Source organism: Vibrio satsumensis, assembly GCF_050337435.1.
Classification (GTDB): domain Bacteria; phylum Pseudomonadota; class Gammaproteobacteria; order Enterobacterales; family Vibrionaceae; genus Vibrio; species Vibrio satsumensis.
Genome location: NZ_JAKJSX010000024.1, coordinates 13,272 through 38,403, shown reverse-complemented (window position 1 = coordinate 38,403; position 25,132 = coordinate 13,272). Strand labels below are relative to the sequence as shown.

At 45.2% G+C, this 25,132-nt stretch carries 22 protein-coding genes and 2 tRNA genes; 19 read left to right on the top strand and 5 right to left on the bottom strand.

Annotated features, from left to right (window positions below; translation table 11 throughout):
* The first annotated feature begins 143 nt into the window (after nt 1-143).
* Both L4C44_RS22525 and L4C44_RS22520 read left to right on the top strand, forming a co-directional pair.
* Nucleotides 144-220, top strand: a tRNA-Met gene (locus tag L4C44_RS22525).
* Between the two features lie 56 nt (nt 221-276).
* A tRNA-Gly gene (locus L4C44_RS22520) sits at nt 277-352 on the top strand.
* 632 nt (nt 353-984) lie between these two features.
* On the opposite strand, the gene queG is transcribed toward L4C44_RS22520, so the two are convergent.
* On the bottom strand, nt 985-2,127 hold the full coding sequence (gene queG, locus L4C44_RS22515) for a tRNA epoxyqueuosine(34) reductase QueG (protein ID WP_285952834.1): 1,143 nt from the start codon (nt 2,125-2,127) through the stop codon (nt 985-987).
* Nucleotides 2,128-2,338: 211 nt separating this feature from the next.
* Between queG and tsaE the strand changes: the two genes are divergently transcribed.
* From tsaE to hflC, 8 genes are all read left to right on the top strand, one after another.
* Nucleotides 2,339-2,803: a tRNA (adenosine(37)-N6)-threonylcarbamoyltransferase complex ATPase subunit type 1 TsaE gene (gene tsaE / locus L4C44_RS22510; RefSeq protein ID WP_004735870.1), complete on the top strand. Its 465-nt coding sequence runs from the start codon at nt 2,339-2,341 to the stop codon at nt 2,801-2,803.
* A complete protein-coding gene (locus L4C44_RS22505) occupies nt 2,797-4,512 on the top strand; it encodes an N-acetylmuramoyl-L-alanine amidase (protein WP_428805736.1) in 1,716 nt (571 codons plus the stop codon). Before tsaE ends, L4C44_RS22505 begins: the two co-directional genes overlap by 7 nt.
* An 86-nt stretch (nt 4,513-4,598) precedes the next feature.
* Entirely contained in the window at nt 4,599-6,815 is a 2,217-nt protein-coding gene (mutL, locus tag L4C44_RS22500) for a DNA mismatch repair endonuclease MutL (protein WP_428805735.1), read from the top strand.
* Nucleotides 6,816-6,912: 97 nt separating this feature from the next.
* Nucleotides 6,913-7,845 (top strand): tRNA (adenosine(37)-N6)-dimethylallyltransferase MiaA, encoded by a 933-nt coding sequence (gene miaA / locus L4C44_RS22495; RefSeq protein ID WP_060983120.1) that lies wholly within the window; start codon nt 6,913-6,915, stop codon nt 7,843-7,845.
* 193 nt (nt 7,846-8,038) lie between these two features.
* Nucleotides 8,039-8,302 (top strand): RNA chaperone Hfq, encoded by a 264-nt coding sequence (hfq, locus tag L4C44_RS22490; protein WP_017059927.1) that lies wholly within the window; start codon nt 8,039-8,041, stop codon nt 8,300-8,302.
* Nucleotides 8,303-8,346: 44 nt separating this feature from the next.
* Complete coding sequence (hflX, locus tag L4C44_RS22485; protein WP_428805734.1) at nt 8,347-9,654, top strand: ribosome rescue GTPase HflX; 1,308 nt, start codon at nt 8,347-8,349, stop codon at nt 9,652-9,654.
* Nucleotides 9,655-9,681: 27 nt separating this feature from the next.
* The gene (hflK, locus tag L4C44_RS22480; protein WP_048610697.1) at nt 9,682-10,884 is read left to right on the top strand and encodes an FtsH protease activity modulator HflK; all 1,203 of its coding nucleotides are present in this window, start codon (nt 9,682-9,684) and stop codon (nt 10,882-10,884) included.
* 2 nt (nt 10,885-10,886) lie between these two features.
* Complete coding sequence (gene hflC, locus L4C44_RS22475; protein WP_102478974.1) at nt 10,887-11,864, top strand: protease modulator HflC; 978 nt, start codon at nt 10,887-10,889, stop codon at nt 11,862-11,864.
* A gap of 158 nt (nt 11,865-12,022) precedes the next feature.
* Here the strand turns inward: hflC and L4C44_RS22470 are convergent, their stop codons facing one another.
* Nucleotides 12,023-12,211, bottom strand: coding sequence for a DUF2065 domain-containing protein (locus L4C44_RS22470; protein WP_010434105.1), 189 nt, complete (start codon nt 12,209-12,211; stop codon nt 12,023-12,025).
* A 172-nt stretch (nt 12,212-12,383) separates the two neighbouring features.
* Between L4C44_RS22470 and L4C44_RS22465 the strand changes: the two genes are divergently transcribed.
* Entirely contained in the window at nt 12,384-13,700 is a 1,317-nt protein-coding gene (locus tag L4C44_RS22465) for an adenylosuccinate synthase (protein WP_010434108.1), read from the top strand.
* Nucleotides 13,701-13,772: 72 nt separating this feature from the next.
* Here L4C44_RS22465 and L4C44_RS22460 read toward each other — a convergent pair whose 3' ends face one another.
* A complete protein-coding gene (locus L4C44_RS22460; protein WP_186728058.1) occupies nt 13,773-13,943 on the bottom strand; it encodes a hypothetical protein in 171 nt (56 codons plus the stop codon).
* A 73-nt stretch (nt 13,944-14,016) separates the two neighbouring features.
* Here L4C44_RS22460 and motX point away from each other — a divergent pair, with 73 nt between their 5' ends.
* Nucleotides 14,017-14,652, top strand: coding sequence for a flagellar protein MotX (gene motX, locus L4C44_RS22455; RefSeq protein ID WP_061019827.1), 636 nt, complete (start codon nt 14,017-14,019; stop codon nt 14,650-14,652).
* Nucleotides 14,653-14,821: 169 nt separating this feature from the next.
* Here the strand turns inward: motX and L4C44_RS22450 are convergent, their stop codons facing one another.
* Nucleotides 14,822-16,231: an amidohydrolase gene (locus tag L4C44_RS22450; RefSeq protein WP_428805733.1), complete on the bottom strand. Its 1,410-nt coding sequence runs from the start codon at nt 16,229-16,231 to the stop codon at nt 14,822-14,824.
* A 247-nt stretch (nt 16,232-16,478) separates the two neighbouring features.
* On the opposite strand from L4C44_RS22450, the gene rnr reads away from it, so the two are divergent.
* The 5 genes from rnr (at nt 16,479) to rplI (ending at nt 21,383) form a co-directional block, all read left to right on the top strand.
* The gene (gene rnr / locus L4C44_RS22445; RefSeq protein WP_428805732.1) at nt 16,479-18,980 is read left to right on the top strand and encodes a ribonuclease R; all 2,502 of its coding nucleotides are present in this window, start codon (nt 16,479-16,481) and stop codon (nt 18,978-18,980) included.
* A gap of 172 nt (nt 18,981-19,152) precedes the next feature.
* Complete coding sequence (gene rlmB, locus L4C44_RS22440) at nt 19,153-19,893, top strand: 23S rRNA (guanosine(2251)-2'-O)-methyltransferase RlmB (RefSeq protein ID WP_017063180.1); 741 nt, start codon at nt 19,153-19,155, stop codon at nt 19,891-19,893.
* A gap of 269 nt (nt 19,894-20,162) precedes the next feature.
* Complete coding sequence (rpsF, locus tag L4C44_RS22435) at nt 20,163-20,552, top strand: 30S ribosomal protein S6 (protein WP_004741278.1); 390 nt, start codon at nt 20,163-20,165, stop codon at nt 20,550-20,552.
* A gap of 112 nt (nt 20,553-20,664) precedes the next feature.
* Nucleotides 20,665-20,892: a 30S ribosomal protein S18 gene (rpsR, locus tag L4C44_RS22430; RefSeq protein ID WP_000090472.1), complete on the top strand. Its 228-nt coding sequence runs from the start codon at nt 20,665-20,667 to the stop codon at nt 20,890-20,892.
* Nucleotides 20,893-20,930: 38 nt separating this feature from the next.
* Nucleotides 20,931-21,383 carry a 50S ribosomal protein L9 gene (gene rplI / locus L4C44_RS22425; RefSeq protein WP_010434182.1) on the top strand — a complete coding sequence of 151 codons (453 nt, stop codon included), beginning with the start codon at nt 20,931-20,933 and terminating at the stop codon, nt 21,381-21,383.
* Between the two features lie 181 nt (nt 21,384-21,564).
* On the opposite strand, the gene L4C44_RS22420 is transcribed toward rplI, so the two are convergent.
* Nucleotides 21,565-22,449 carry a DUF481 domain-containing protein gene (locus L4C44_RS22420; RefSeq protein WP_428805731.1) on the bottom strand — a complete coding sequence of 295 codons (885 nt, stop codon included), beginning with the start codon at nt 22,447-22,449 and terminating at the stop codon, nt 21,565-21,567.
* A 176-nt stretch (nt 22,450-22,625) separates the two neighbouring features.
* Between L4C44_RS22420 and L4C44_RS22415 the strand changes: the two genes are divergently transcribed.
* Both L4C44_RS22415 and alr read left to right on the top strand, forming a co-directional pair.
* The gene (locus L4C44_RS22415; RefSeq protein WP_016767560.1) at nt 22,626-24,017 is read left to right on the top strand and encodes a replicative DNA helicase; all 1,392 of its coding nucleotides are present in this window, start codon (nt 22,626-22,628) and stop codon (nt 24,015-24,017) included.
* A gap of 6 nt (nt 24,018-24,023) precedes the next feature.
* A complete protein-coding gene (gene alr, locus L4C44_RS22410) occupies nt 24,024-25,109 on the top strand; it encodes an alanine racemase (protein WP_017065624.1) in 1,086 nt (361 codons plus the stop codon).
* Nucleotides 25,110-25,132 lie beyond the last annotated feature (23 nt).

Genomic DNA, 25,132 nt, shown 5'->3' with positions numbered 1-25,132 from the left:
ATACTAGCTCAGTTGGTAGAGCGCAACCTTGCCAAGGTTGAGGTCATCGGTTCGAACCCGATGTATCGCTCCAAATTCTTTCTTACGCTTTATGCTGAAGATGAAAATGGTTTAGTCTCATTGTCTTAAACAATGCATCCGGACGCGGGATGGAGCAGTTTGGTAGCTCGTCGGGCTCATAACCCGAAGGTCGTCGGTTCAAATCCGGCTCCCGCAACCACATTACAGTTARGCGCTATCTGTTGCCCAARGCRGTRMGAGCAGCGATTAACTAATGCGATACTAGCTCAGTTGGTAGAGCGCAACCTTGCCAAGGTTGAGGTCATCGGTTCGAACCCGATGTATCGCTCCAGCTTTCTTCTAAAAAGCTATTAAGACTCTTTAAACCACCGTGTTTTTCTTTAGATCACAGAGTTTAAAGGCGACCTTAAAGGTCACGCTCTTTCTTTAATGCTGCGAAGCATAATCCCCCCAAAAAGCAAATAATCCTCCATCATGGTGGATATTTTTTTGTCTTAAATTTTTCTTAGCAACTGGAATGCTAGTAAACATCAGGTCTCTGAAGCAGATACTTGAGGTTTTTCATATCTATAAACAGACTTATCCACAAAATGTTAGGTGTGGATAACTTGGTTGATAAAGTTATTTCAGGCTTAATTCTTTACCTATCCCTAAAAGATCTTTCTTGTTTTCAATATATTAGATGAACTGTGCCGATCGTAACTTGTTGTTTTTTATCAAGTTGGATGCTTATCTTGGGTTTGATAAAAGATCGTTAACTTGTTGTTTTTTGATCTTAATCATTTATCGGTACTGTGTTTAACTTTGTGCGAGTGTCGGAAGTTTACGAGAGTTCTGAATTTTTTCCACATTGCTAGAATTGAGAACAAGGTCAAACATTGTTCTAAAATTATGTGCAACGAGTTGTCTTAAATGTTGGACTGTTAGTGGGGGCTCGCTTGCCATACATTGGTATATAAAGCGTTAAGCGTCTCTTGGTAGTCCTTTTTCTACAATACGTATTAGTCGGTGCTTTTTAGTCGCGACTTTACTGTTACCTTTTGGCACCTCAATGGCACTAGGTAATTGCTGTAGTTGTTTTTCTAAAGCCCACTCAATATGGACATCTAGCATTTCGTTTTTGCCTTGATGAGATTCCAGTGTTTCAACAATGCGTTGTTGAAATGGTGCATTGCCCATCGCAACAAAGATATTGCGCAACCATTGGGTGTGGCCGATACGTCTTATTGCGGAGCCTTCCATTTTCTTTAGGAAGGTTGCTTCATCCCAACCTGAAAGTGCAACCAGATCGGCTTCTTGGAAATCTTCTCTGCGGTGAAAGTCGGTTTGTTCTGTGAGTTCGGCATGACGGTTCCATGGGCAAACTAACTGACAATCGTCGCAGCCGTAGATACGGTTACCAATCGCTTCTCTATACTCTTCAGGGATCACACCATCATATTCAATGGTTAAGTACGAGATACATTTGCGCGCATCCACCACGCCATCATCAATAATGGCACCTGTTGGGCAAGAAGTGATACATGCGGTGCATTTACCACACTCATCGACACTGGGTTCATCGACTGGAAGAGGGATGTTAACTAACAGCTCCCCTAGAAAGAACCAAGAGCCCGCGTCTTTATCAAGAATTAATGAGTGTTTACCTGTCCAGCCCAACCCTGCTTTTTGAGCGAGCGGTCTTTCCAAAATAGGCGCAGAATCGACGAAAGGGCGTGAGTCTAAACCTTCGACCTCTTTTTCAATTCTTTGTCCCAGCTTTTTCAACTGGTTACGGAACAATTTGTGATAGTCGCGGCCTAAAGAATAACGGCTGATGTAGCCTTGAGTGGTATCGCTTAGATTAGAGGCGAACTGAGCTTCTGGTGGTAGGTAATTCATTCGAGCGCTGATCACTCGAATTGTGCCTGGGTGAAGTTCATCAGGACGTGCACGCATCATCCCATGTCGAGCCATCCAATCCATTTCGCCGTGGTGACCCGCATCTAGCCATGCTTGAAGAGGGGCTTCGTGTTCACTTAAATCAACATCGCAGATGCCAACTTTTTGAAAGCCTAACTCTTTTCCCCAAATTTTAATTTTTTCAGCAAGATGGTCTAGATTCATGGCTTCATACTTATCGATTAAAATTCGGTTAGGCAAAAATGGGGGCGGATCTTAACGGATCTTAGTGGTGTTGACCAGAACAGACGTGTTTTGAGCAGTATTTTTCATAGAACTTACACTTGAGTGCTTGTCTCCCAAAAGCATCACGGTTTACTATTCTTGTTCTTTTGATTTTTATATAGTCAACGATCGATTTTTAGAGAACGTATTCATGAGCACGAAACAATTTACTTTGAAAGATGAACAAGCAACGATTCAATTAGGAACGGAGCTTTCTAATCTTTGCTCACAGCAGACGACTATTTATCTGCATGGTGATCTTGGCGCAGGTAAAACGACCTTCAGTCGTGGCTTTGTAAAAGCACTTGGCCATCAAGGAAATGTAAAGAGCCCAACGTATACTCTAGTTGAACCTTATCAACTTGCCGATTGGCAGGTGTACCACTTTGACCTTTATCGCCTAGCCGATCCTGAAGAGTTAGAGTTCATGGGAATTCGTGACTACTTTACTCCAGATGCTATCTGTTTGGTTGAATGGCCTGAGAAAGGCTATGGGATGCTACCAGAAGCTGATTTGGATATTGATATTCGTTACCAAGACGATCACCGTATTGTTTCTTTAACCGCTAATAGTGAATACGGACAGCGCTTACTTAGTCAGTTGGAGTTATGTTGATTTCTAAACGCCTTATTTCAGCAGTGGCCATGATGGCTGCTGTTTTTTCTATACTGTTTTCTTCACTTGTTTCTGCAAACTCACTGAAAAGTTTAAGGGTTTGGCCTTCTCCAGAAGAAACTCGTGTGGTTATCGACTTAAAATCAGAAGCGGATTTTAGCTATTTCACACTGAGTAGCCCGAGTCGTTTAGTGGTCGATTTAAAAAATACCAACCTTGCAACTAAGCTACCGGTCGTGGTGAAAGATAGCCCTGTTCTATCTAAGATTCGTAAGAGTTCACCGCCAGACAAAAACACCTATCGCTTGGTTTTTGAGTTAAAGAAGTCGTCTAAAGCAGAGTTGTTCAAACTGAGCCCGACTCCGGGTGGTCAGTATGGACACCGTTTGGTGATCGACTTTCCTCATGGTGCGGCAAGTAAAGCGACATCGAAGCCAATTAAACCAACGGTTAGCAAGAACATTAATCAGGTTAAACGTCAGAAAGACATTTTGATCGTGATTGACCCTGGCCACGGTGGTGAAGATCCTGGCTCAATCGGTCCATCTCGTAAATATGAGAAGAATGCGACGCTGAGTATCTCCCGCAAGCTGGCTGCACAATTAAATGCCGTACCGGGAATCAAAACGCGTTTAACGCGTAATGCTGACTACTTTGTGAACTTGAATCGACGTGTTGCGATTGCTCGAGAGAATGAAGCTCACCTGTTGATCTCTATTCACGCCGATGCATTTACCACTCCTCAACCAAGAGGTGGCTCGGTGTTTGTGCTGAATACTCGACGTGCGAATACCGAGATCTCACGCTGGATTGAGAATAAAGAGAAACAGTCAGAGCTACTTGGTGGTAGCGGTGCTGCTTTTACTGGCAATATTGATGATAAGAACGTAAATCAAACCTTGCTTGATTTGCAGTTTAGCCACTCTCAAAAAGAGGGCTACAAGCTGGCAACGGCGATTCTGTCTGAAATGGGTAAGGTTGCGAAACTGCATAACAGTAAGCCGATTAACACCAGTTTGGCGGTATTACGTTCACCACAGATCCCATCTGTATTGGTAGAGACGGGCTTTATTTCGAATCCGACGGAAGAGAAGCTGCTTTTCCAACGCTCGCATCAAGATAAATTGGCACGAGCAGTGACTAAAGCGGTCGTTAAGTATTTGAAGGCTAACCCACCTGAAGGGATTATCTTGTCTAACGCGACGTCATCAACGGGTAGCGTGAGCCAACATAAAGTCTCTCGTGGTGAGTCTCTATCTGTTATTGCGAATAAATATGGCACGTCGACACAGGCCTTGATGAAATTCAACAACCTGAAATCGAGCAGCTTAGCGATTGGCCAAGTACTTAAGATTCCAGGCAGCGCTTCAAGCTCATCATCAAGCAGTGCTGTTAGAACTAAGACCATAACTCACACGGTTAAGTCTGGAGAGTATCTAGGCAAGATAGCCAGCCGCTATAAAGTTTCGGTGGCTGATATCAAACGTGAGAACCGCTTGAAATCAGAGACTGTGAGAGTAGGCCAAAAGTTACGTATTACAGTTGAAGTGAAAGATGTCCCTCTGCGCAAACACAAAGTCGCAAGAGGCGATTATCTTGGCAAGATAGCTTCGAAATACGGTGTGAGCGTTAACAGTATTCGCCAAGCGAACAAATTGCGCTCTGATGAATTAGCCATTGGCCAAGTGCTCATTATTCCACATAAGTAGTTGAGCCAATATTTAAGTCATGTTTAGAACATAGAAGTAATCTCTAACGCGAGAAGTACTTCTATAAGTGGCAGTAAGGTAGCTATATGACGATCAAAATACTGCCAGCTCGGTTAGCGAACCAAATCGCAGCGGGTGAAGTGGTAGAAAGACCAGCTTCTGTTGTGAAAGAGTTGGTTGAGAACAGTTTGGACTCAGGTGCGACGCGTATCGATATTGATATCGAGAAAGGTGGCGCAAAAATGATCCGCGTTCGTGACAACGGTAAGGGCATCGTCAAAGATGAGCTTGCCTTGGCGTTGAGCCGTCATGCTACCTCTAAGATCCATACTCTTGACGACCTTGAGGCGATCGTCAGCCTCGGTTTCCGTGGTGAAGCGCTGGCGAGTATTAGTTCAGTTGCGCGCTTAACCATGACTTCACGCCCTGCTACTCAAGATCAAGCTTGGGCGGCACACAGTGAAGGCCGTGATATGCAGGTGAAACTGCAGCCTGCAGCGCATCCAATTGGTACCTCGGTTGAGGTGTTGGATCTGTTCTTCAACACACCAGCACGCCGCAAGTTCTTACGCACCGAGAAAACCGAATTCACGCATATTGATGAGTTGCTTAAACGTATTGCATTGAGTCGCTTTGATGTGACGATCAACCTTCGTCATAACGGCAAAATGATTCGTCAGTACCGCGCAGCTAAAACACAAGTTCAAGCAGAAAAGCGCATCGCTGCGGTATGTGGCAACTCTTTTGTGCGCCATATGCTTAAGATCGAGCTTGAGCATCAAGGCCTAAAACTTCATGGCTGGATCACCACGCCTGAAGGAGCAAGACAACAAAGCGATCTACAATACTGCTATGTGAACGGCCGTATGATGCGCGACAAGCTGATCAATCACGCAATTCGCCAGAGCTATGAAACTAGCCTGCGTCCAGACCAATTCGCAACGTATGTGCTGTTCATTGAACTCGACCCACATCAAGTGGATGTGAATGTTCATCCTGCTAAACATGAAGTGCGTTTCCATCAAGCGCGCCTTGTGCATGACTTTATTTACCAAGCATTGAGTGATGGCTTAGCACAGAGTAAGCAGATCGATGCTGCGCCAATCAATCAATCAGCTTTTCATCAATCAGAAGTGATTCATCATCAGCAAGATAGTACGAGCTCTGTAGTTGATGGTGTTGCAAGTTTTACTGAGCCAGAAAACACGCTACCTAGTAATGCGGATCAAATCCAAGTTTCGGATAGGGTGCGACACGCTATTGAGCAAACGCCTACCTACCCGAGAAAAGCCGAATCAGAGCAGGTTCATGATAACCCTCAACACAGCGTTAATGATGGCGGGCGACACTATATTTCATCAACTAGCCCAAGCTCATCAACCATCTCAAGTTCATCTGCTGGCCGAAGCTCGTCTGCTTGTGAAAGCAGTTTTACCGGCTCTCCTCGCCAAGAGTGGATTGAGTCTCGACCTGCACCGAAGAAAGAAAAAGAACCACACCAACATCATGCTGAGCCAGCGCCCTCAAAGCGCGAAGTTAAGGCTTATAAAGAGCTTTTAAAAACGCCAGACTTTGATGAGCAGGTTGTACAGACTTCATCTCCTCAAGAGCATGTGGCACCAGTAGAAACCAGAGACAACATAGAAAATATAGAAAATAAAGAAGCTAAGCCTGCTCAACAGAATCCTGTTCATTCAAAGCCAAGAGTACCTGTGACGGACTTAGGCAAAGCCGTCTCGGTAGTGGAACGTCAGTATCTGGTGATGGGAAACAAAAACGGCAGCGTGTTGGTTTCTTTGGCTAAGGCTGAATTATTGCGTGTTGTTGGTCAGCTTGATACTCGAGGTGGCGCGTTAAAAAGCCAGCCACTATTGGTGCCCTTATCGATTAAGCTGGGTAGTGAACTTGTCGAAGTTGCGAAGACGCTGAGCCAAACATTGGCATTACTGGGGGTTGAGCTTAAGGCGCGAAACAGTGAGGCGGTAATGGTGATGGGCGTGCCTTCTCCTTTAAGGCAGCAAAACTTACAAATTTTGATCCCAGATCTGTTATCTTACGCGGCTTCATTAAACGCTCAGATTGCTGATAATCACACGGCTAATGTTTCCAACGACCTGTTGCCATCATTGGTTAACTGGATCGGGATTCAAACGGCACAAGTAAAAAGCGACTACACTTTATCTGAAGCGGTTCAACTAGTTGGGGAACTTGAACAACTTTGGCATGGTCTACTTCCATTAGATGATCCAGAGTTTGTTAATCCTATCGACTTTTCAGCGACTATAGCCGCGTTTACGGTTTAACTTTTTCGCGACGACATTTGTCTTTTTAGCTGAATACGTCGCGACACAAAGCCCTTTGCTAAAAAGCGCTAAAACAGAGAAGCAAATACAAAATATCATGACTGAAAAATTACCTTTAGCGTTGTTTTTAATGGGCCCAACGGCATCAGGAAAAACAGATTTAGCTATCCGCTTACGTCAGAAATACCCAGTAGAGATCATCAGCGTCGATTCGGCACTTATCTACAAAGACATGGATATTGGTACCGCTAAACCGGATGCGGAAGAGCTTGCGCTCGCGCCTCATCGCTTGATTGATATTCTGGATCCAAGCGAAGCGTATTCTGCGGCAGATTTTCGTCGTGATGCGATCAATGAAATGAATAAGATTGTAGCGGAAGGCAAAATTCCGCTACTTGTTGGTGGCACAATGCTTTACTACAAAGCATTGTTGGAAGGTTTATCGCCATTACCAGCAGCGGATCAAGAGATTCGTAAGCAGATTGAAGCGGAATCTATCGAACAAGGTTGGCAGGCATTGCACGATCAATTAAGAGAGATTGATCCCGTATCCGCTGAAAGAATACACCCAAATGATCCACAAAGGCTTTCAAGGGCATTGGAAGTTTACCGAATTTCGGGTAAAACATTAACAGAGCTAACTCAAACGAAAGGCGATAGCCTGCCATTTCGTGTAAAACAATTTGCAATAGCTCCCAAGGAAAGGAAAGAACTCCATCGCCGCATTGAGCTGCGTTTCGAGAAGATGATCGAAGCGGGATTTGAAGAGGAAATGAAGGCGTTGTACGCCAGAGAAGATCTTCATCCTGAACTGCCATCGATCCGATGCGTTGGTTATAGGCAGATGTGGGATTATTTAGACGGTAATTGTGATTTAGACGAAGCGGTTTTCCGTGGTGTCTGTGCAACCCGTCAGTTGGCCAAGCGACAAATCACCTGGTTGCGCAGTTGGGATGATTTAACTTGGTTAGATAGCGAAAACATTGATCAAGCGTTAGAAACTCTTTCAGATGCAATAGCATCTGATTAGTATTGCTGTGTATAATGTGATCGCTTTTGCGTGAATATACTCTGGAAAGGATCCGTTATTGAGGCTTTTAAAAAATCACAGCCTTTCAATAACAACGGAGTTTTTTTATTCATTTAGCTCAGATGCAAAGGCCGCACCTTTTTGTGCACCACTAGCTAAATAATTACAACAAAATACAAATAAGGAAAATAAAATGGCTAAGGGGCAATCGCTACAAGACCCATTCCTAAATGCACTCCGTCGTGAGCGCATTCCAGTCTCTATCTATCTTGTTAACGGCATTAAGCTGCAAGGTCAGATCGAGTCTTTCGATCAATTCGTGATCTTATTGAAGAACACAGTAAACCAAATGGTTTACAAGCATGCGATTTCTACTGTGGTACCTGCTCGCGCAGTTAGTCACCACAGCGGCGAGCAACGCACGCCATCTGATCGTCCAGAGAAGACTGAAGATTAATCGTTCAATTGATACAGCTTGCGCTGTAATAAGGAGTTGGTTGCTTGTTTGACCGTTATGAATCCGGCGAGCGAGCCGTACTTGTTCATATCAACTTCACGCAAGAGGGAGAATGGGAAGACCTAAGCGAATGTGAAATGCTGGTCTCCTCTGCGGGGGTAGAAACGCTACAAGTGATTACTGGTAGCCGACAATCCCCACTCCCTAAATACTACGTTGGAGAAGGTAAAGCCCTAGAAATCGCACAAGCTGTTCAGCTAACCGGTGCTGAAATTGTGATTTTTAACCACTCTCTCTCTCCTGCCCAAGAGCGAAATCTCGAGCAATTGTGTAAATGTCGTGTGATTGATCGCACGGGTTTGATCTTAGATATTTTTGCACAACGTGCGCGAACTCATGAAGGTAAGCTACAAGTTGAGCTCGCTCAGCTTCGTCATATCTCTACCCGATTGATTCGTGGTTGGACTCACCTTGAAAGGCAGAAAGGTGGTATTGGTCTTCGTGGTCCAGGTGAAACTCAACTGGAAACCGATCGCCGTTTGTTGCGTGACCGTATAAAGGCAATACTGCGTCGTTTAGCGAAAGTCGCTAAGCAGCGTGAACAAGGACGACGTGCTCGTAATCGAGCTGAAATCCCAACAATTTCTTTGGTTGGTTATACCAACGCAGGGAAATCAACACTTTTCAATCGCATCACAAGTGCTGGTGTTTATGCGGCAGACCAACTGTTTGCAACCCTAGACCCAACATTGCGTAAGATTGATTTGGCAGATGTCGGGCCTGCAATTCTCGCAGATACCGTAGGTTTTATCCGTCATCTACCACACGACTTGGTCGCTGCGTTCAAGGCAACATTACAAGAGACGCAGGAAGCTGACATTTTGTTACATGTTGTTGATGCCAGTGATGACCGTTTTCGTGAGAACATTCAGGCTGTTCATGAAGTATTAGAAGAAATCGATGCTCATGAAGTGCCAACCCTTGTAGTTATGAATAAAATTGACTGCATGGAAGACCAAAAACCTCGAATTGAAAGAGACGAAGAGGGCGCACCTCGCGCTGTTTGGGTTTCTGCAATGGAAGGAGAAGGTATTGAACTGCTGTTTGAAGCTTTAACTGAGCGTTTAGCTAGCCAGATGGTTCAATTCCGGTTGTGTATTCCACATCAACATCAGGGCCGTATTCGCAGCTTATTCTTCGAGATGAAATGTATTCAACAGGAAGAGTATGATGGAAATGGTAACTTGTTGATAGATATCCGAATGCAACAAATAGATTGGTCTAAACTTGAAAAAAGAGAAGGGGCGCTCTTAGGTGACTTTATCGTTACCAAAGAGACTGCTACAGTATAACGTCATATCAAATGATGGAGCTTTCTAATGGCGTGGAATGAGCCTGGAAATAACAACAACGGCGATAATAACGGCCGCGATAATGACCCTTGGGGTAATAAAAATAATCGCGGCGGCCGAGATCAAGGACCGCCAGACTTAGACGAAGTGTTTAGTAAACTAAGTCAAAAGTTAGGTGGCAAGTTTGGTAAAAAAGGTGGCAACGGTAACGGACCATCTATCGGTGGTGGCGGTGCGATTGGCTTTGGTGTCATTGCTGTCATTGCGATTGCTATCTGGTTCTTCGCTGGTTTCTACACCGTTGGCGAAGCAGAAAGAGCAGTAGTACTTCGATTGGGTCAGTTCGACCGTATCGAAGAGCCTGGTCTTAACTGGCACCCACGCTTCATCGATGAAATCAAAGATGAGCAACTAGTCAACGTTCAAGCGATTCGTTCTCTACGTGCTGCTGGCACGATGCTAACGAAAGACGAAAACGTTGTGACCGTTGAAATGGGTGTTCAATACCGTGTTTCTGACCCATACAAGTACTTGTATCGTGTAACGAATGCAGACGACAGTTTACGCCAAGCAACCGATTCTGCGCTTCGTGCAGTAATTGGTGACTCACTAATGGATAGTATCCTAACAAGTGGTCGTCAGCAGATTCGTCAAAGTACTCAAGAAACACTAAACCGCATTATCGATAGCTACGATATGGGTATTCTTATTGTTGACGTGAACTTCCAGTCAGCACGTCCACCAGAGCAAGTGAAAGATGCATTTGATGATGCTATCGCGGCTCGTGAGGATGAAGAGCGTTTCGAGCGTGAAGCTGAAGCTTACCGAAATGACATTCTTCCAAAAGCAACAGGTCGTGCTGAGCGTTTGAAGAAAGAAGCGGTAGGTTACTCAGAGCGCACAGTTAATGGTGCTCTAGGTCAAGTAGCTCAGTTCGAGAAACTGCTACCTGAATACCAAGCTGCGCCTGAAGTAACACGTAACCGTATGTACCTTGATACAATGGAAAAAGTGTACTCAAGCACATCGAAAGTCCTGATTGATTCTGAATCAAGCGGTAATTTGCTATACCTACCAATTGATAAGCTAGGCGCACAAGGTGGTTCTCAGTCGGGCTCTCGCCCTGCAAAAGCATCATCAACTTACGATCAAATTGAGTTAGAAACTCAAGCGGATCCTAAGCCTAGCACTCAAACTCGTTCAGACAGTTCACGCCAAGGGAGATACTAATAATGCGTAAATTAATGATCCCTGTATTAGTTGTGACGATTGCCCTTCTATTGATGTCACTATTTGTGATTCAAGAAGGCGAGCGTGGCATGGTAATTCGTTTTGGTCGAGTTCTCGATGACAACGGCGTATCACGAATCTATGAACCAGGCCTGCACTTTAAACTGCCACTGTTTGATCGCGTAAAAGTACTTGATGCTCGTATTCAAACGATGGATGGTCGTTCTGACCGTTTCGTAACATCAGAGAAAAAAGACGTTCTAATTGATACTTACGCAAAATGGCGTATTGCTGATTTTGGACGTTTCTATCTGAGTACTGGCGGCGGTAATATCATGACGGCAGAAGCACTTCTTGAGCGTAAGGTGACAGATGTTCTTCGTTCTGAAATTGGTTCTCGTGAAATTAAGCAGATCGTGTCAGGTCCTCGTAATAAGGACATCCTGCCAGACTCTGCTGATAGCGAAGTCGTCACAACGGTAGCGGCTGCAGAAGCACTAGAAGTTGATGGCGAACGCGATAAGATCATGGAAAACGTTTTGTCTGGAACGGCAGAAAGTGCGATGGCTGATTTAGGTGTTGAAGTTGTTGATTTCCGTATGAAGAAGATTAACCTTCCTGACGAAATCAGTGAATCTATCTACCGCCGTATGCGTGCAGAACGTGAGTCGGTTGCTCGTAGACACCGTTCTCAAGGTCGTGAGAAAGCGGAAGTTATCCGTGCTCAAGCTGAGCTAGAAGTGGCAACAGTTCTTGCTGAAGCTGACCGTACAGCTCGAATCACTCGTGGTGACGCGGATGCAGAAGCAGCGAAGATCTACTCTGATGCGTTCAGCAAAGATCCTGAGTTCTACGGCTTCATGCGTTCATTGCAAGCTTATGAGACATCATTTAGCGATAAGAGCGACATTCTAGTACTGGATCCGAAGACTGACTTCTTCCAATACATGAATCAAGCAAGCGGCGCTCCAGCGAAATAAGCTGATGCGTTAGCGAATGCTTAGCTCAATAAGCAAAATGCGTTAAAACTTAAAAGGCTCCCATTATGGGAGCCTTTTTGTTTTCTATTGTTTTCAGGTCTACGATTGGGGGCGCGAGGGAAGGCGCTCAATAGCGTTCTACTTATAGAAACCTAAACCTAGCGGTAGGTCATGAAAGCGATAACCGCTCCCGCCACCACAAGACAGCCGCCAATGCGACGCAGTTGTGTGTCTGGTTGTTCGCTCAGTTGCGCGACCATGTTTCTCCAGCCATTGGGTGCAATTAAGGGGCCGAGCCCTTCAACAATAAGTACGAGCCCAATAGCGAGCCAAATTGATTGAGACATGGTTCTGCCTTTTGTCTGTAAAAAAGCAATGATATCAGTATCTTCATACATTCGCCCTCAGTTATCGCTGGTTTATTTTTGTACAGTGTTAACGTTTATGGACAAAAAGTGACTGCAAGAAGTGTGATTCAGTGCTAGAATCCATTTTTAATTAGCAACAGAAATTGGAAAGATGGGAAATAACGTAGTCGTTCTAGGCACCCAATGGGGTGATGAAGGTAAAGGTAAAATCGTTGACCTTTTAACTGAAGATGCAAAATACGTGGTTCGCTACCAAGGCGGTCACAATGCAGGTCACACACTTGTAATTGACGGTGAAAAAACCGTTCTTCACTTAATTCCATCAGGTATCCTACGCAATAACGTTAAATGTGTTATTGGTAACGGTGTAGTATTATCGCCTGACGCACTTCTAAAAGAAATGAAGCCTCTTGAAGATCGCGGTATCCCAGTACGTGAGCGTCTTTTCATCTCTGAAGCTTGTCCTCTAATTCTTCCGTACCACATTGCAATCGACAACGCGCGTGAAATCGCTCGTGGCGCTAAAGCTATCGGTACAACGGGTCGTGGTATCGGTCCAGCTTACGAAGATAAAGTTGCTCGTCGCGGTCTACGCGTTGGCGACCTTTTCGATAAAGAAGCATTTGCTGAGAAGCTAAAAGAAGTTATGGAATTCCACAACTTCCAACTAGAGCACTTCTACAAAGCTGAAACAGTAAGCTACGAAGAAGTTCTTGAGCAAGCGATGAGCTACGCAGACATGTTAACTGCGATGGTTATCGACGTAACTGACGAACTAGACGCAGCACGTAAGCGCGGCGACAAGATCATGTTCGAAGGTGCTCAAGGTACGCTACTAGATATCGACCACGGTACCTACCCATACGTAACGTCTTCTAACACGACTGCTGGTGGTGTTGCTGCAGGTTCTGGTTTCGGTCCTCGTCACATCGGTTACATCCTTGGTATTACTAAGGCTTACTGTACTCGTGTTGGTTCAGGTCCATTCCCAACTGAGCTATACGATGGCCTTGAAAAACAAGACCCAGTTGGTAAGCACCTAGGCGATGTTGGTCACGAGTTTGGCGCAACAACTGGTCGTCTACGTCGTACTGGTTGGTTCGATGCTGTTGCTATGCGTCGTGCAATCCAAATCAACTCTCTATCTGGTATGTGTCTAACTAAACTAGACGTTCTTGATGGCCTAGAAGAACTAAAAATCTGTACTGGCTACAAGATGAAAGATGGTTCTATCCTAGAAGTTTCTCCAATGGCTGCTGAGTCATTCGAAGAAGCGACGCCAATCTACGAAACAATGCCTGGTTGGTCTGAAAACACATTTGGTGCTAAATCTATCGACGCGCTTCCACAAGCTGCTCTAGATTACATTAAGCGTATCGAAGACCTAACTGGCGTTCCAATTGATATCGTATCAACTGGCCCAGATCGTAACGAAACTATCATCAAGGTTCACCCATACGGCGCGTAATGCCCGCTGAGTGATTACCACAGCACAAACATTGCTTTGATAATTAAAGTGCTCTGATAATGAAATAGTTTTCTAAAAGCCGACTTTATTAAGTCGGCTTTTTAATACCTGCAATTTAGCCACGCACTCTTTGATGGTGATCTTTTGAACGCCATCTGGCAAAATATTGCCCATTAGCGGCAAGTTTTGTCTAAAGCCGTCAGGGTTATTGCCGATACAGATATCATGGAAAGTGAAGTTCACCCTGTTTTGTGCGTGTAGAAATCCTCTGCACCCCTCAATAGATAACTTTAGCGACAGATAATAGAGTGCAGGTATGAAGCTACGAATTGTGGCAGCTTCATTAATAATGGCGCTGAGCTCACCCTTGAGTCATGCAAATTTGGCTGATGTGGGAGAGCCCGTTCCAATATATACAGAAGCTGAACTGATTAATTTAATCGAAAATAATCAACATCTAGAGCGAGTGAAAGCTGATAAGTGCCAGTTAGTTGAAGATATCGTTGCTCGTGCGACGCGTATTAGCTTGCCTTCTTATGAGTTTTTATACGGCGATATGTTGGCTTGGGGTGTGTGTGTTCCACAAGATGTAGAGCTTGGCCTTTACTATATGGAAAACGCGGCACATCAAGGTTTACCCGCTGCATTAGAGCAGTTAGGTCGTTATTACTCTCGTGGTACTTTGGTACAACAAGACAAAGAGCGTGCGATTCCGTATCTACGTGAAGCGGCCTCTATGGGTAACTTAAGTGCGAGTATCCACTTAGCTGAACTCTTGTTACGTGACTACGGTAGCCCATTAGACTATGAAGACGCTTACCGCTGGTTATACAACTCGGTGACAGCGGATCAAAGGCAGCATAAGCGTATCACCGTGCTTCGTAGCGGTCTAGAACAGAGAATGCCAGACAACATCATTGCTCGAGCAAAACGTCGAGACGTGTTCTGGTAAGATCGATTATTGAATCAGAGTAGATGATTAATGACTGCACTCGTTAATCATCTATCTTGATATAGAAATATATTGAGGTAAAAAAACTCGTATTAAAAAGGCCTCATAGATAAATTCCTATGAGGCCTTTTTTGATCTTAAGGGAAACCGTTTATCTCATTCAGTGACGTTATTGAACAACCTCACCAGACTCAATCACCGTTTCACGAACAACCTTGGTAAAATCGAGTGCTTCTTGACGAATCTTGTCTTCGTCTACCGTTAGCATGTCGCGGTCTTGCATAATGATCTTGCCATCAACGATCGTGTGGCGAACGTTACCCGAGTTAGCAGAGTAAACTAATGCTGAGTATGGGTTGTAGACCGGAACCATGTTTGGTGCCTTGGTATCGATCACTATGATGTCGGCAAGCTTACCAGCTTCAAGAGAGCCGATCTTATCTTCCATGTGGAGCGCTTTTGCTGCGCCCATGGTTGCCATGTCGATCACTTTGATCGGCGGCATCGCAGCACGATCTTTATTAACTAGCTTGTGAATCTTAGCGACTTGGTTGAACTCATCAATGGTGCTCAGTGTGTTACCAGACATTGGCCCATCTGTACCTAAACCGATACGTACGTTCTCGTCATACATCTTAAGCGCTGGTGATACGCCTTTTGCTGACTTGATATTAGCACTCATATTATGAGCTACGCCCATATCCGATTTCTTCACTAATTCGATATCGTGATCGTCTACTAGGATCATGTGTGCACCCACCAAGTTTTTGTTGAGTGCGCCAATGCTGTCCATGTATTGAACCGGGGATAACCCATCAGAACGCTCTGCGATTTTTTCTTCTTCACGATGTGATTCTGCAAGGTGAATCATTACTGGTACATCTAACTCTAGAGATAGCTTAGATATTTTCTGCAGGATCTCTGTGGTGTTGGTGTAAGGAGCATGCGGTGCAAACGCTGGTGTGATTCGCGGGTGATCTTTGTATTCTTCAATGAAGTTCAATGCGTACTTGATGCCTTCTTCGGCGTTGGCAGCATCCGCTACTGGAAACTTAATCACGGTTTCACCCAGAATGGCACGCATACCGATCTTATCGACAGTTTTCGCTACTTCATCTTCGAAGTAGTACATGTCGGCGTAAGTCGTGACACCGCCTTTTACCATTTCAACGTTACCTAGATTCGCACCAATGCGTACCATGTCTCGCGATACTAGCTTTTTCTCTAGTGGGAAGATGTAGCGGTGCAGGCGATCAGGCACATCATCGGCCAGCGAACGGAAAACCGTCATTGATACGTGAGTATGAGTATTGATGAGACCTGGCATAACGATATCGCCATCAACGTCTAACACTTGTTTCGCTTGGTACTGCTTCTCTAGTGAAGCATCACCTACCGCAATGATTTTGTTGTCTTTGACGACAACAGTACCGCTTTCATAAACCGTTTTGTCTTGGTTCATGGTTAGAACCATCGCATCGGTAATCATCAGGTCAGCTTTTTCCATTGCCGAACTCGCAAATGGAAATATAGCGAGGCTTGCCATTGCTGAAGCCAATAAAGTGCGTTTTAGTTTCATATCATACTCAGAACAGGAGTTGGTAAAGTGCGTGGATAATAGTGTATTTCATTCATGGCGCAAACGTTTGTTTTATCGTTTGCTTGAAATTTTGATGATAGTCCACGTCTATGAAGCGATGTTTCACAAAGTGAAGATATGTATCAATCTGAGGTTATTTGAGTGTTTTCCAAAGCATATCTGTAGCTTACCTCTAGCATCAGATATACTAGGGGTATATACCTTCCTTGCTTAAGCAGGCCCGCCTATGTCAAAAAACACACCAACGTCAGAAAACACGACAGCGACAACCACTGTTGATCCTTTTGCCGACCGAGAGTCGAAAAATTACGATAATCCAGTACCAAGCCGAGAGTTCATTATTTCGTTTCTAACAGACGCGAATATTCCGATGAACCGCAACGATCTATTCGAAGCTTTGGGTCTTGCTGGAGAGGAACAATATGAAGGGCTGCGTCGTCGTTTACGTGCAATGGAGCGTGATGGGCAGCTTATCTTTACTCGTCGTCAGTGCTACGCATTGCCTGAGAAGATGGAGCTGATCAAAGGCTATGTGATTGGTCATAAAGACGGTCATGGTTGGGTTCGCCCAGACGGCAGTGTGGGTAAAGACAATGATATCGTGCTGCCGCATCATCAGATGAAAACCATCATGCATGGTGATTACGTATTGGTTCAGCCTACTGATAACAGTAAGCGTGGCCGTCGTGAAGGCCGCTTGGTTCGTGTGCTTGAAGAGCGTAAAACGCCACTTGTTGGTCGCTTCTTCCTAGAGTATGGCCATTCTTACGTTGTTGCTGATGATTCGCGTATTAGTCACGACATCCAGATCCCTACTGAGCATAAAGGCGGTGCTCGAATGGGTAATGTGGTTGTGATTGAAATTACGGATCGCGGCGGTCGTTCTCGTAACATGATGGGTAAAGTGACCGAAGTTCTTGGTGAGAATATGGCGCCGGGTATGGAAACGCAGATCGCGATTCGTACTCACCAGATCCCACAAGAGTGGCCTGAAGCGGTAGATAAGCAAATCGAAAACCTCGGTGAGCATGTTCCTGAAGAAGCAAAAGAAGGACGTGTAGACCTGCGTAAGCTGCCATTGGTTACGATTGATGGTGAAGATGCGCGTGACTTCGATGATGCGGTTTATTGTGAAGCGAAGAAAGGCGGTGGCTGGCGCCTATGGGTAGCGATTGCTGACGTAAGTTACTACGTTCGCCCAGATACAGCGCTAGACAAAGAGGCGATTAACCGTGGTAACTCGGTATACTTCCCGTCACAAGTTGTACCAATGCTGCCTGAAGTGCTTTCAAATGGTTTGTGTTCATTGAACCCTCAAGTAGACCGTTTATGTATGGTGTGTGAGATGACTATCTCAGACAAAGGTAAGCTGTCGGGTTACAAGCACTACGAAGCGGTAATGAACTCTCATGCTCGTCTTACTTACAACAAAGTAGGCGCGATCTTAGATGGCAATGAAGAACTTCGCGAGCGTTACGAGCCAGAAGTGCCGCATCTTGAAGAACTGCACAAGATGTACAAAGTACTTAAGAAAACGCGTGATGAGCGTGGTGCGATTGAGTTTGAAACCGTTGAAACCAAATTTATCTTCAATGCGGATCGTAAGATCGACCGTATTGAACCGGTAGTACGTAACGACGCACACAAGATCATCGAAGAGTGTATGATTCTGGCAAACATCGCATCGGCATCTTACGTAGAAAAAGCGAAAGAGCCTGCGCTGTACCGTGTTCACGAAACTCCGGGCGAAGAGCGCTTAATGGGCTTCAAGAGCTTCTTAAGTGAATTAGGTTTAACACTGGAAGGTGGTCTTTCACCATCTCCGGTAGACTACGCGCAACTGATGCAACAGATTAACGAACGTGAAGATCGTGAGTTAATCCAAACCATGCTACTGCGCTCGATGAAGCAAGCGGTCTACAACGCGGACAACGCGGGTCACTTTGGTTTAGCTCTTAAACGCTATGCTCACTTTACCTCGCCGATTCGTCGTTACCCTGACTTGCTATTGCACCGTGCGATTAAGTACCTTATTGCGAAAGAAGGTGGTCGTAACAGCGAACGTTGGACGCCAACGGGTGGTTACCACTACACTTTCGATGATATGGATTTCTACGGCGAGCAGTGTTCAATGACTGAACGTCGTGCTGATGACGCTACGCGTGAAGTGAACGACTGGTTGAAGTGCGAATACATGCAAGACCATGTCGGTGAAGTGATGGATGGCGTGATTGCCAACGTGACTGGCTTCGGCTTCTTTGTTCGTCTAACTGAACTGCACATCGATGGCTTGGTACATATCTCAGCGCTAGCGAACGATTACTACCAATTTGATGCTGTTGGTCAGCGTCTCGTGGGTGAAAGCTCGGGTAATATCTACCGCTTGGGTGATTCGGTTAAAGTGAAGGTTTCTGCGGTTAACTTAGAAACTCGCCAAATCGACTTTGACTTAGAAGACACCGATCGTCAGCCGCGCGGTAAAGGCAGAACAGCCAAGAAGCGTGCAGCAGAAGCGATGAAAAAGGCGAAAAGCAAGAAGCGCTCAGCAGTGAAGAGCAATAAGCCGGGTGTATCAGCGAAGCCTATGGTTGAGCCAACTAAGCGACCTGATGGAAGCAGTGAAAGCTCTGCTAAGAAGAAAAAGCCAGCGAATAAAATTGGTGCTGCTAAAGCTCGCGCTAAGAAAAAGCGTGCTGCAAGCCGTAAGCCAAAGGCTGATAAATCTTAAGGTCAATAAGGCGCTCTGCTAATCAGGTTCAGCGCCTAACTCATTTAATATGAGCGTATCTAACTGCGAGAGTATCAGGCGTAAGACGAATACTCTCGAAATAAACAATACAGAGGTGGATGCATCGGGTTTGATGTCATTCTTCTCTGAGTAATAAGAGTAAGTTGAGACAATGAGTAACGAATTTATTTACGGTATTCACGCGGTGAAAGCCGTACTAGAAAAAGATCCTGCACGTTTTATTGAAGCGTATGTACTGAAAGGTCGCCAAGACGAGCGTCTTCTTCCATTACTGAACCAACTGCAACAGTTTGGTGTGTCGATTCAACAGATGGGTCGTAAGCCGCTGGATGAAAAAGCACAAGGTGCGAATCACCAAGGTCTTATTGCTAAGGTGAAGCCTGCTAAGCAGCTTAATGAAACTCACCTAGATGATATCCTAGCGCAGCACGAACAGCCTTTGCTGCTGGTTCTAGATGGCGTAACAGACCCGCACAATCTAGGTGCTTGTCTGCGTAACGCGGATGCTGCTGGTGTGGCGGCAGTTATCGTACCTAAAGATCGCTCTTCGCCGTTAACGGCAACGGTAAGCAAGGTTGCATGTGGTGCGGCTGAAACGGTTCCTCTAGTACGTGTAACTAACCTGGCTCGCACAATGCGTGCACTGCAAGAGCAGGGCGTATGGTTTGTGGGTACGGCAGGTGAAGCAACGCATGATATCTACCAAGCGAAGCTAACGGGCCCTCTTGCGGTAGTTATGGGTGCAGAAGGTGACGGTATGCGTCGTCTAACGCGTGAAACCTGTGATGACCTAATTAAGATCCCAATGGCAGGTAGCGTGTCGAGCCTAAACGTTTCGGTAGCATCAGGTATCTGTCTGTTCGAAGCGGTACGTCAGCGTTTAGCTCAGTAATCGATTGAACAAATTCAAATATTAAACGCTCATTACTTAGGTGATGGGCGTTTGTTTTATAGACTCAAATAGGGTGGAAAATGCGATTGCTGGATGGCTAGATGGCGAAAGAGAAACTGTTTCATTATTCGCCAAATATCACTTGCTAATACCGAGCTCTTTCTATAATATTTGCCGTCCTTAAAACTCGGTCATTTATCTTTAGTTCCTTGCTTCCTCTGGACGACCGGGCCACTCGTGGAAGCTAATAATCCGTAAGGAGCAACCAAATGCGTCATTACGAAATCGTATTCATGGTTCACCCTGATCAAAGCGAGCAAGTTGCTGGCATGATCGAGCGTTACACTGGTTCTATCACTGAAGCTGGCGGTACTATCCACCGTCTAGAAGACTGGGGTCGTCGTCAAATGGCTTACCCAATCAACAAGCTTCACAAAGCTCACTACGTTCTTATGAACGTTGAAGCTGGTCAAGAAGTGATTGACGAGCTAGAAACTGCTTTCCGTTTCAACGATGCAGTTCTACGTAACATGATCATGCGCACTAAAGGCGCTGTGACTGAGCAATCTATTATGCTTAAGCAAAAAGAAGAGCGTGCAGAGCGTGCTCCTCGTCGCGAAGAGCGTACAGAAGCTAAACCAGAAGCAGCTGCTGAGTAATTCTTTTTTGGCTTAACGCCTTAAAAAATTCTCAACTTGTTTTAGGTCATTGATAGTTATTTCGATAATTGTGAAAGACCGCTTTACTAAATTTAAGATCAGGAGATAGCCCATGGCTCGTTTCTTCCGTCGTCGTAAATTCTGCCGTTTCACTGCAGAAGGCGTACAAGAGATTGACTACAAAGACGTAGCAACTCTTAAAAACTACATCACTGAAGCTGGTAAAATCGTACCTAGCCGTATCACTGGTACAAGCGCTAAGTACCAGCGTCAACTAGCTCGCGCTATCAAGCGTTCTCGTTACCTAGCTCTACTACCGTACACTGACAAGCATCAGTAATCGGTAATAGTTAATAATAGTTTAAGAGGACTAAGATAATGCAAGTTATTCTACTTGATAAGATCGGTAACCTAGGTGGCCTTGGCGACCAAGTAAACGTTAAATCTGGTTACGCTCGTAACTTCCTTATCCCACAGGGTAAAGCAGTTATGGCAACTAAAGACAACGTTGCTATGTTCGAAACTCGTCGTGCTGAACTAGAAGCTAAAGTTGCTGAGCAACTAGCTGCTGCTGAAGCTCGTGCAGAGAGCGTTAACACTCTAGAAGGCGTTACAATCGCTTCTAAAGCTGGTGACGAAGGTAAACTATTCGGTTCTATCGGTACTCGTGACATCGCTGACGCTATTACAGCGGCAGGTGTTGCAGTAGCTAAGAGCGAAGTACGCCTACCTGAAGGCGCTCTACGTAACATCGGCGAATTCGAAGTAAGCATCCAACTTCACTCTGAAGTTTTTGCTACTGCGAAAATCGCTATCGTTGCAGCTGAGTAATTTCAGTACCAAGACGAATTCTTTCTTTTGAAAGTTTTAAACACCAGCTTTGGCTGGTGTTTTTTTATGTCTGGAATATAGGAAAGTACAAGGAAGGGCTCTGGTAAGTAAAAAGCTTACAGTGATCCATAAGCTGTTATTGCTGAACTGGTCGTTCTCAAGGTTAGAAGTAGTCTTAAGATTAGAATTGGAATAGCAGGTTGATAGATAGAATAGAGTCTTCTTTGCTTAATCCTTCAGGCACTTTATCGTGGTATTGGCGAGAGTGAGCGATTTTTAGTGCGATATTGTCGGTAATATCATTGATGGCTTCGAGTTCGGTATCAAACTTTAGGTTACTGTGGCCAGACACAAGCGTCACGTCTGCCTTGAGCTGTAAATTCTTCAAGACCTGCCAAGACGTATTCACGTTGCCACGAAAAATCGCTTCTTCAACAATCTCCGGAAAGATGATGTCATCGTCGTCTAGCTCATCAAGATTTGGCTCTTGGTAACGAAAACCAGGCCCAACTTCGACTTCCAGCACAAACTCTTCGGTATTCGAAAACTGGTAACCCAGACCACTAGAAACGGTGTAGTCCTTAAAGTAGGCGCTGTATCGAGAATCGACACCTTTAAAGCTGCCGTAGAGATAGGTTTTAGGGCTTAACTTGTAGTCACTCTGAGCCGAGTAAGTTGACTGCCTTTTATCTTCTTCGCCATCTTTGTAGAGGTTGTAGTATTTCCATTCACCACTGGTTCTATGGCGGCCTGCCGTGTATTCACCGTTAAGGCGTGCGTTAAGCGACCGTGAATCAGAATTACCAGTATGCGACTGATATCCAAATTCGACTTCCGTTTTCAGCGGGTTCGGCAGTTCTGTATCACTCGTATCATTCGGTGCGATATCCATATCTTTTTCTTCAGATGTCGGTGCAACGACGATCGGCTCAGCAGTAGGTTCTGGTACTACTATAGAGTCGAGGATTGCATCAACAGAGGCTTTAGTATCATCAGCTAAGGCCAACGGAGTGCTCAGGAGGCCGATGCTTAGAAGACCAGAGCTCAGAGCCAATAATTTGGACACGCATACCTCAAGTTATACAGTGAATGAATGGCAGGATCGTAATGCTACCCTTGGTTAATTCCGTCAGCAATAGGTAAATTCTTCCTGAAGAATAAAACAAACTCATAGGATCGGATTACAAACGGATGTTCTTGGGTATAATGAACGATCATTATTAGTTATTGAGTGTAGTCATAGTGGATACCAAAAGTCAGAAATCAGCCAACGATCAGGTGGACGCCATCAAGGTCCCGCCACATTCATTAGAAGCTGAGCAATCTGTTATTGGCGGTTTGTTATTAGATAACGAACGCTGGGATACGGTTGCCGAAAAGGTTGTGGCCAAAGACTTTTATAGCCGTCCTCACCGTCTGATCTTTGAAGCGGTAAAGGATATCCTTGAAGAAAGTTCTCCTCTGGATCTTATTACACTCTCTGAACATTTAGAGCTGCGTGAGCAACTTGAAGAAGTGGGTGGCTTTGCCTACCTTGCTGACCTAGCGAAAAACACCCCAAGTGCCGCAAACATCAATGCCTATGCGGATATCGTGGCGCAGCGTGCACTTGTTCGTAGCCTGATTGGTGTCGCAAATGAGATTGCTGATTCTGGTTATGATCCTCAAGGTCGTACATCGGAAGAGCTTGTTGATCTGGCTGAAAGTAAAGTCTTCGCGATTGCCGAAGGCCGTGCAAGTGAAAACGAAGGTCCACAAAACGTTGATAGCATTCTAGAGAAGACACTAGAACGTATCGAGATCTTGTATAAAACGCCGCAAGATGGTGTGACCGGTGTCGATACAGGTTTCAATGACCTCAATAAGAAAACAGCAGGTCTGCAAGGTTCTGACTTAATCATTGTTGCTGCTCGTCCATCGATGGGTAAAACCACGTTTGCGATGAACTTGTGTGAAAACGCAGCGATGAAGCAAGACAAACCTGTTTTAATTTTCTCGTTAGAGATGCCAGCCGAACAGCTGATGATGCGTATGCTTGCGTCACTTTCTCGAGTTGACCAAACTAAGATCCGTACCGGTCAGTTAGACGATGAAGATTGGGCTCGTATTTCGTCGAGTATGGGTATTCTGATGGATAAGAAGAATATGTATATCGATGACAGCTCGGGCCTGACTCCAACCGAAGTTCGTTCTCGTGCTCGACGTATCGCTCGTGAACACGATGGTATCTCTATGATCATGATAGATTACCTTCAATTAATGCGTGTACCTTCGTTATCTGATAACCGTACTCTTGAGATCGCCGAGATTTCTCGCTCATTGAAAGCGTTAGCAAAAGAACTGAATGTTCCGGTTGTCGCACTTTCTCAGCTTAACCGTTCCCTAGAGCAACGTGCTGATAAGCGTCCAGTAAACTCGGATTTGCGTGAATCAGGTTCGATTGAGCAAGATGCCGACTTAATCATGTTTATCTATCGTGATGAGGTTTATAACCCAGATAGTTCACTGAAAGGCATTGCTGAGATCATCCTTGGTAAGCAACGTAACGGTCCGATCGGTTCGGTTCGTCTTACGTTCCAAGGCCAACACTCCCGATTTGATAACTATGCAGGCCCTGCATTTGATGATGAGTAATCGCTAATGACTTACATGAAAGCGGCGACGGCGAGCATTGACTTAAACGCGCTCGAACATAACCTGAACCAGATAAAGTCGAAGGCTCCTCAGTGTAAGGTCATGTCTGTTGTGAAAGCCAATGGCTACGGACACGGCTTACTGCATATTGCCAAGCATTCAAAAAGCTCTGATGCATTCGGTGTGGCGCGTATTGAAGAAGCGTTACAACTTCGTGCTGGTGGCATTGTTAAACCTATTTTGTTGCTGGAAGGGTTTTACTCTTCGGGCGATTTGCCAATTTTGGTGACCAATAACATTCAAACTGTGGTGCATTGTGAAGAGCAATTAAGCGCGCTAGAGAATGCGGATTTGGAAACCCCCGTTGTGGTATGGCTAAAAGTCGACAGTGGTATGCACCGATTAGGTGTTCGCCCTGAGCAATATCAAAACTTTGTTGAGCGTTTGCATCAATGTGCGAATGTTGCCAAACCTCTACGTTACATGAGCCACTTCGGTTGTGCTGATGAACTGGATAGAGCAACCACCGTTGAACAGACCGAGCTTTTCTTGTCTCTTACCGAAGGTTGTGAAGGTGAGCGTTCACTTGCTGCCTCTGCGGGTTTACTCGCTTGGCCTGACAGCCACCTTGATTGGGTTCGTCCGGGAATCATCTCTTACGGTGTGTCTCCGTTTGTTGATAAATCAGCGCAAGAGCTTGGATTTTTACCTGTGATGACCCTGACCTCACACCTAATTGCCGTTCGCGATGTGAAAGCTGGTGAGAGTGTGGGTTATGGCGGAAACTGGACCAGTGAACGTGATACCAAGGTTGGTGTTATCGCGATTGGTTATGGTGATGGTTATCCTCGCACTGCACCTAACGGCACTCCAGTGTTCGTTAACGGTCGAAAAGTACCGATCGCAGGACGTGTTTCCATGGACATGCTAACCGTAGACCTTGGCCCTGATGCGGCAGATAAAGTCGGTGATGAAGCGACATTATGGGGTAAAGATTTGCCTTCAGAAGAAGTCGCAGAACATATCGGTACTATCGCTTACGAACTGGTCACTAAACTGACTTCACGTGTGGCGATGGAATATGTGAAGTAGCTATGGATATTGTAAAGTAAATG

Excerpts from the sequence above, each read along its gene's own strand:
- queG (WP_285952834.1), bottom strand. The coding sequence starts at position 2,127 with ATGAATCTAGACCATCTTGCTGAAAAAATTAAAATTTGGGGAAAAGAG.
- tsaE (WP_004735870.1), top strand. The coding sequence starts at position 2,339 with ATGAGCACGAAACAATTTACTTTGAAAGATGAACAAGCAACGATTCAA.
- L4C44_RS22505 (WP_428805736.1), top strand. The coding sequence starts at position 2,797 with ATGTTGATTTCTAAACGCCTTATTTCAGCAGTGGCCATGATGGCTGCT.
- mutL (WP_428805735.1), top strand. The coding sequence starts at position 4,599 with ATGACGATCAAAATACTGCCAGCTCGGTTAGCGAACCAAATCGCAGCG.
- miaA (WP_060983120.1), top strand. The coding sequence starts at position 6,913 with ATGACTGAAAAATTACCTTTAGCGTTGTTTTTAATGGGCCCAACGGCA.
- hfq (WP_017059927.1), top strand. The coding sequence starts at position 8,039 with ATGGCTAAGGGGCAATCGCTACAAGACCCATTCCTAAATGCACTCCGT.
- hflK (WP_048610697.1), top strand. The coding sequence starts at position 9,682 with ATGGCGTGGAATGAGCCTGGAAATAACAACAACGGCGATAATAACGGC.
- hflC (WP_102478974.1), top strand. The coding sequence starts at position 10,887 with ATGCGTAAATTAATGATCCCTGTATTAGTTGTGACGATTGCCCTTCTA.
- L4C44_RS22470 (WP_010434105.1), bottom strand. The coding sequence starts at position 12,211 with ATGTCTCAATCAATTTGGCTCGCTATTGGGCTCGTACTTATTGTTGAA.
- L4C44_RS22465 (WP_010434108.1), top strand. The coding sequence starts at position 12,384 with ATGGGAAATAACGTAGTCGTTCTAGGCACCCAATGGGGTGATGAAGGT.
- motX (WP_061019827.1), top strand. The coding sequence starts at position 14,017 with ATGAAGCTACGAATTGTGGCAGCTTCATTAATAATGGCGCTGAGCTCA.
- L4C44_RS22450 (WP_428805733.1), bottom strand. The coding sequence starts at position 16,231 with ATGAAACTAAAACGCACTTTATTGGCTTCAGCAATGGCAAGCCTCGCT.
- rnr (WP_428805732.1), top strand. The coding sequence starts at position 16,479 with ATGTCAAAAAACACACCAACGTCAGAAAACACGACAGCGACAACCACT.
- rlmB (WP_017063180.1), top strand. The coding sequence starts at position 19,153 with ATGAGTAACGAATTTATTTACGGTATTCACGCGGTGAAAGCCGTACTA.
- rpsF (WP_004741278.1), top strand. The coding sequence starts at position 20,163 with ATGCGTCATTACGAAATCGTATTCATGGTTCACCCTGATCAAAGCGAG.
- rpsR (WP_000090472.1), top strand. The coding sequence starts at position 20,665 with ATGGCTCGTTTCTTCCGTCGTCGTAAATTCTGCCGTTTCACTGCAGAA.
- rplI (WP_010434182.1), top strand. The coding sequence starts at position 20,931 with ATGCAAGTTATTCTACTTGATAAGATCGGTAACCTAGGTGGCCTTGGC.
- alr (WP_017065624.1), top strand. The coding sequence starts at position 24,024 with ATGACTTACATGAAAGCGGCGACGGCGAGCATTGACTTAAACGCGCTC.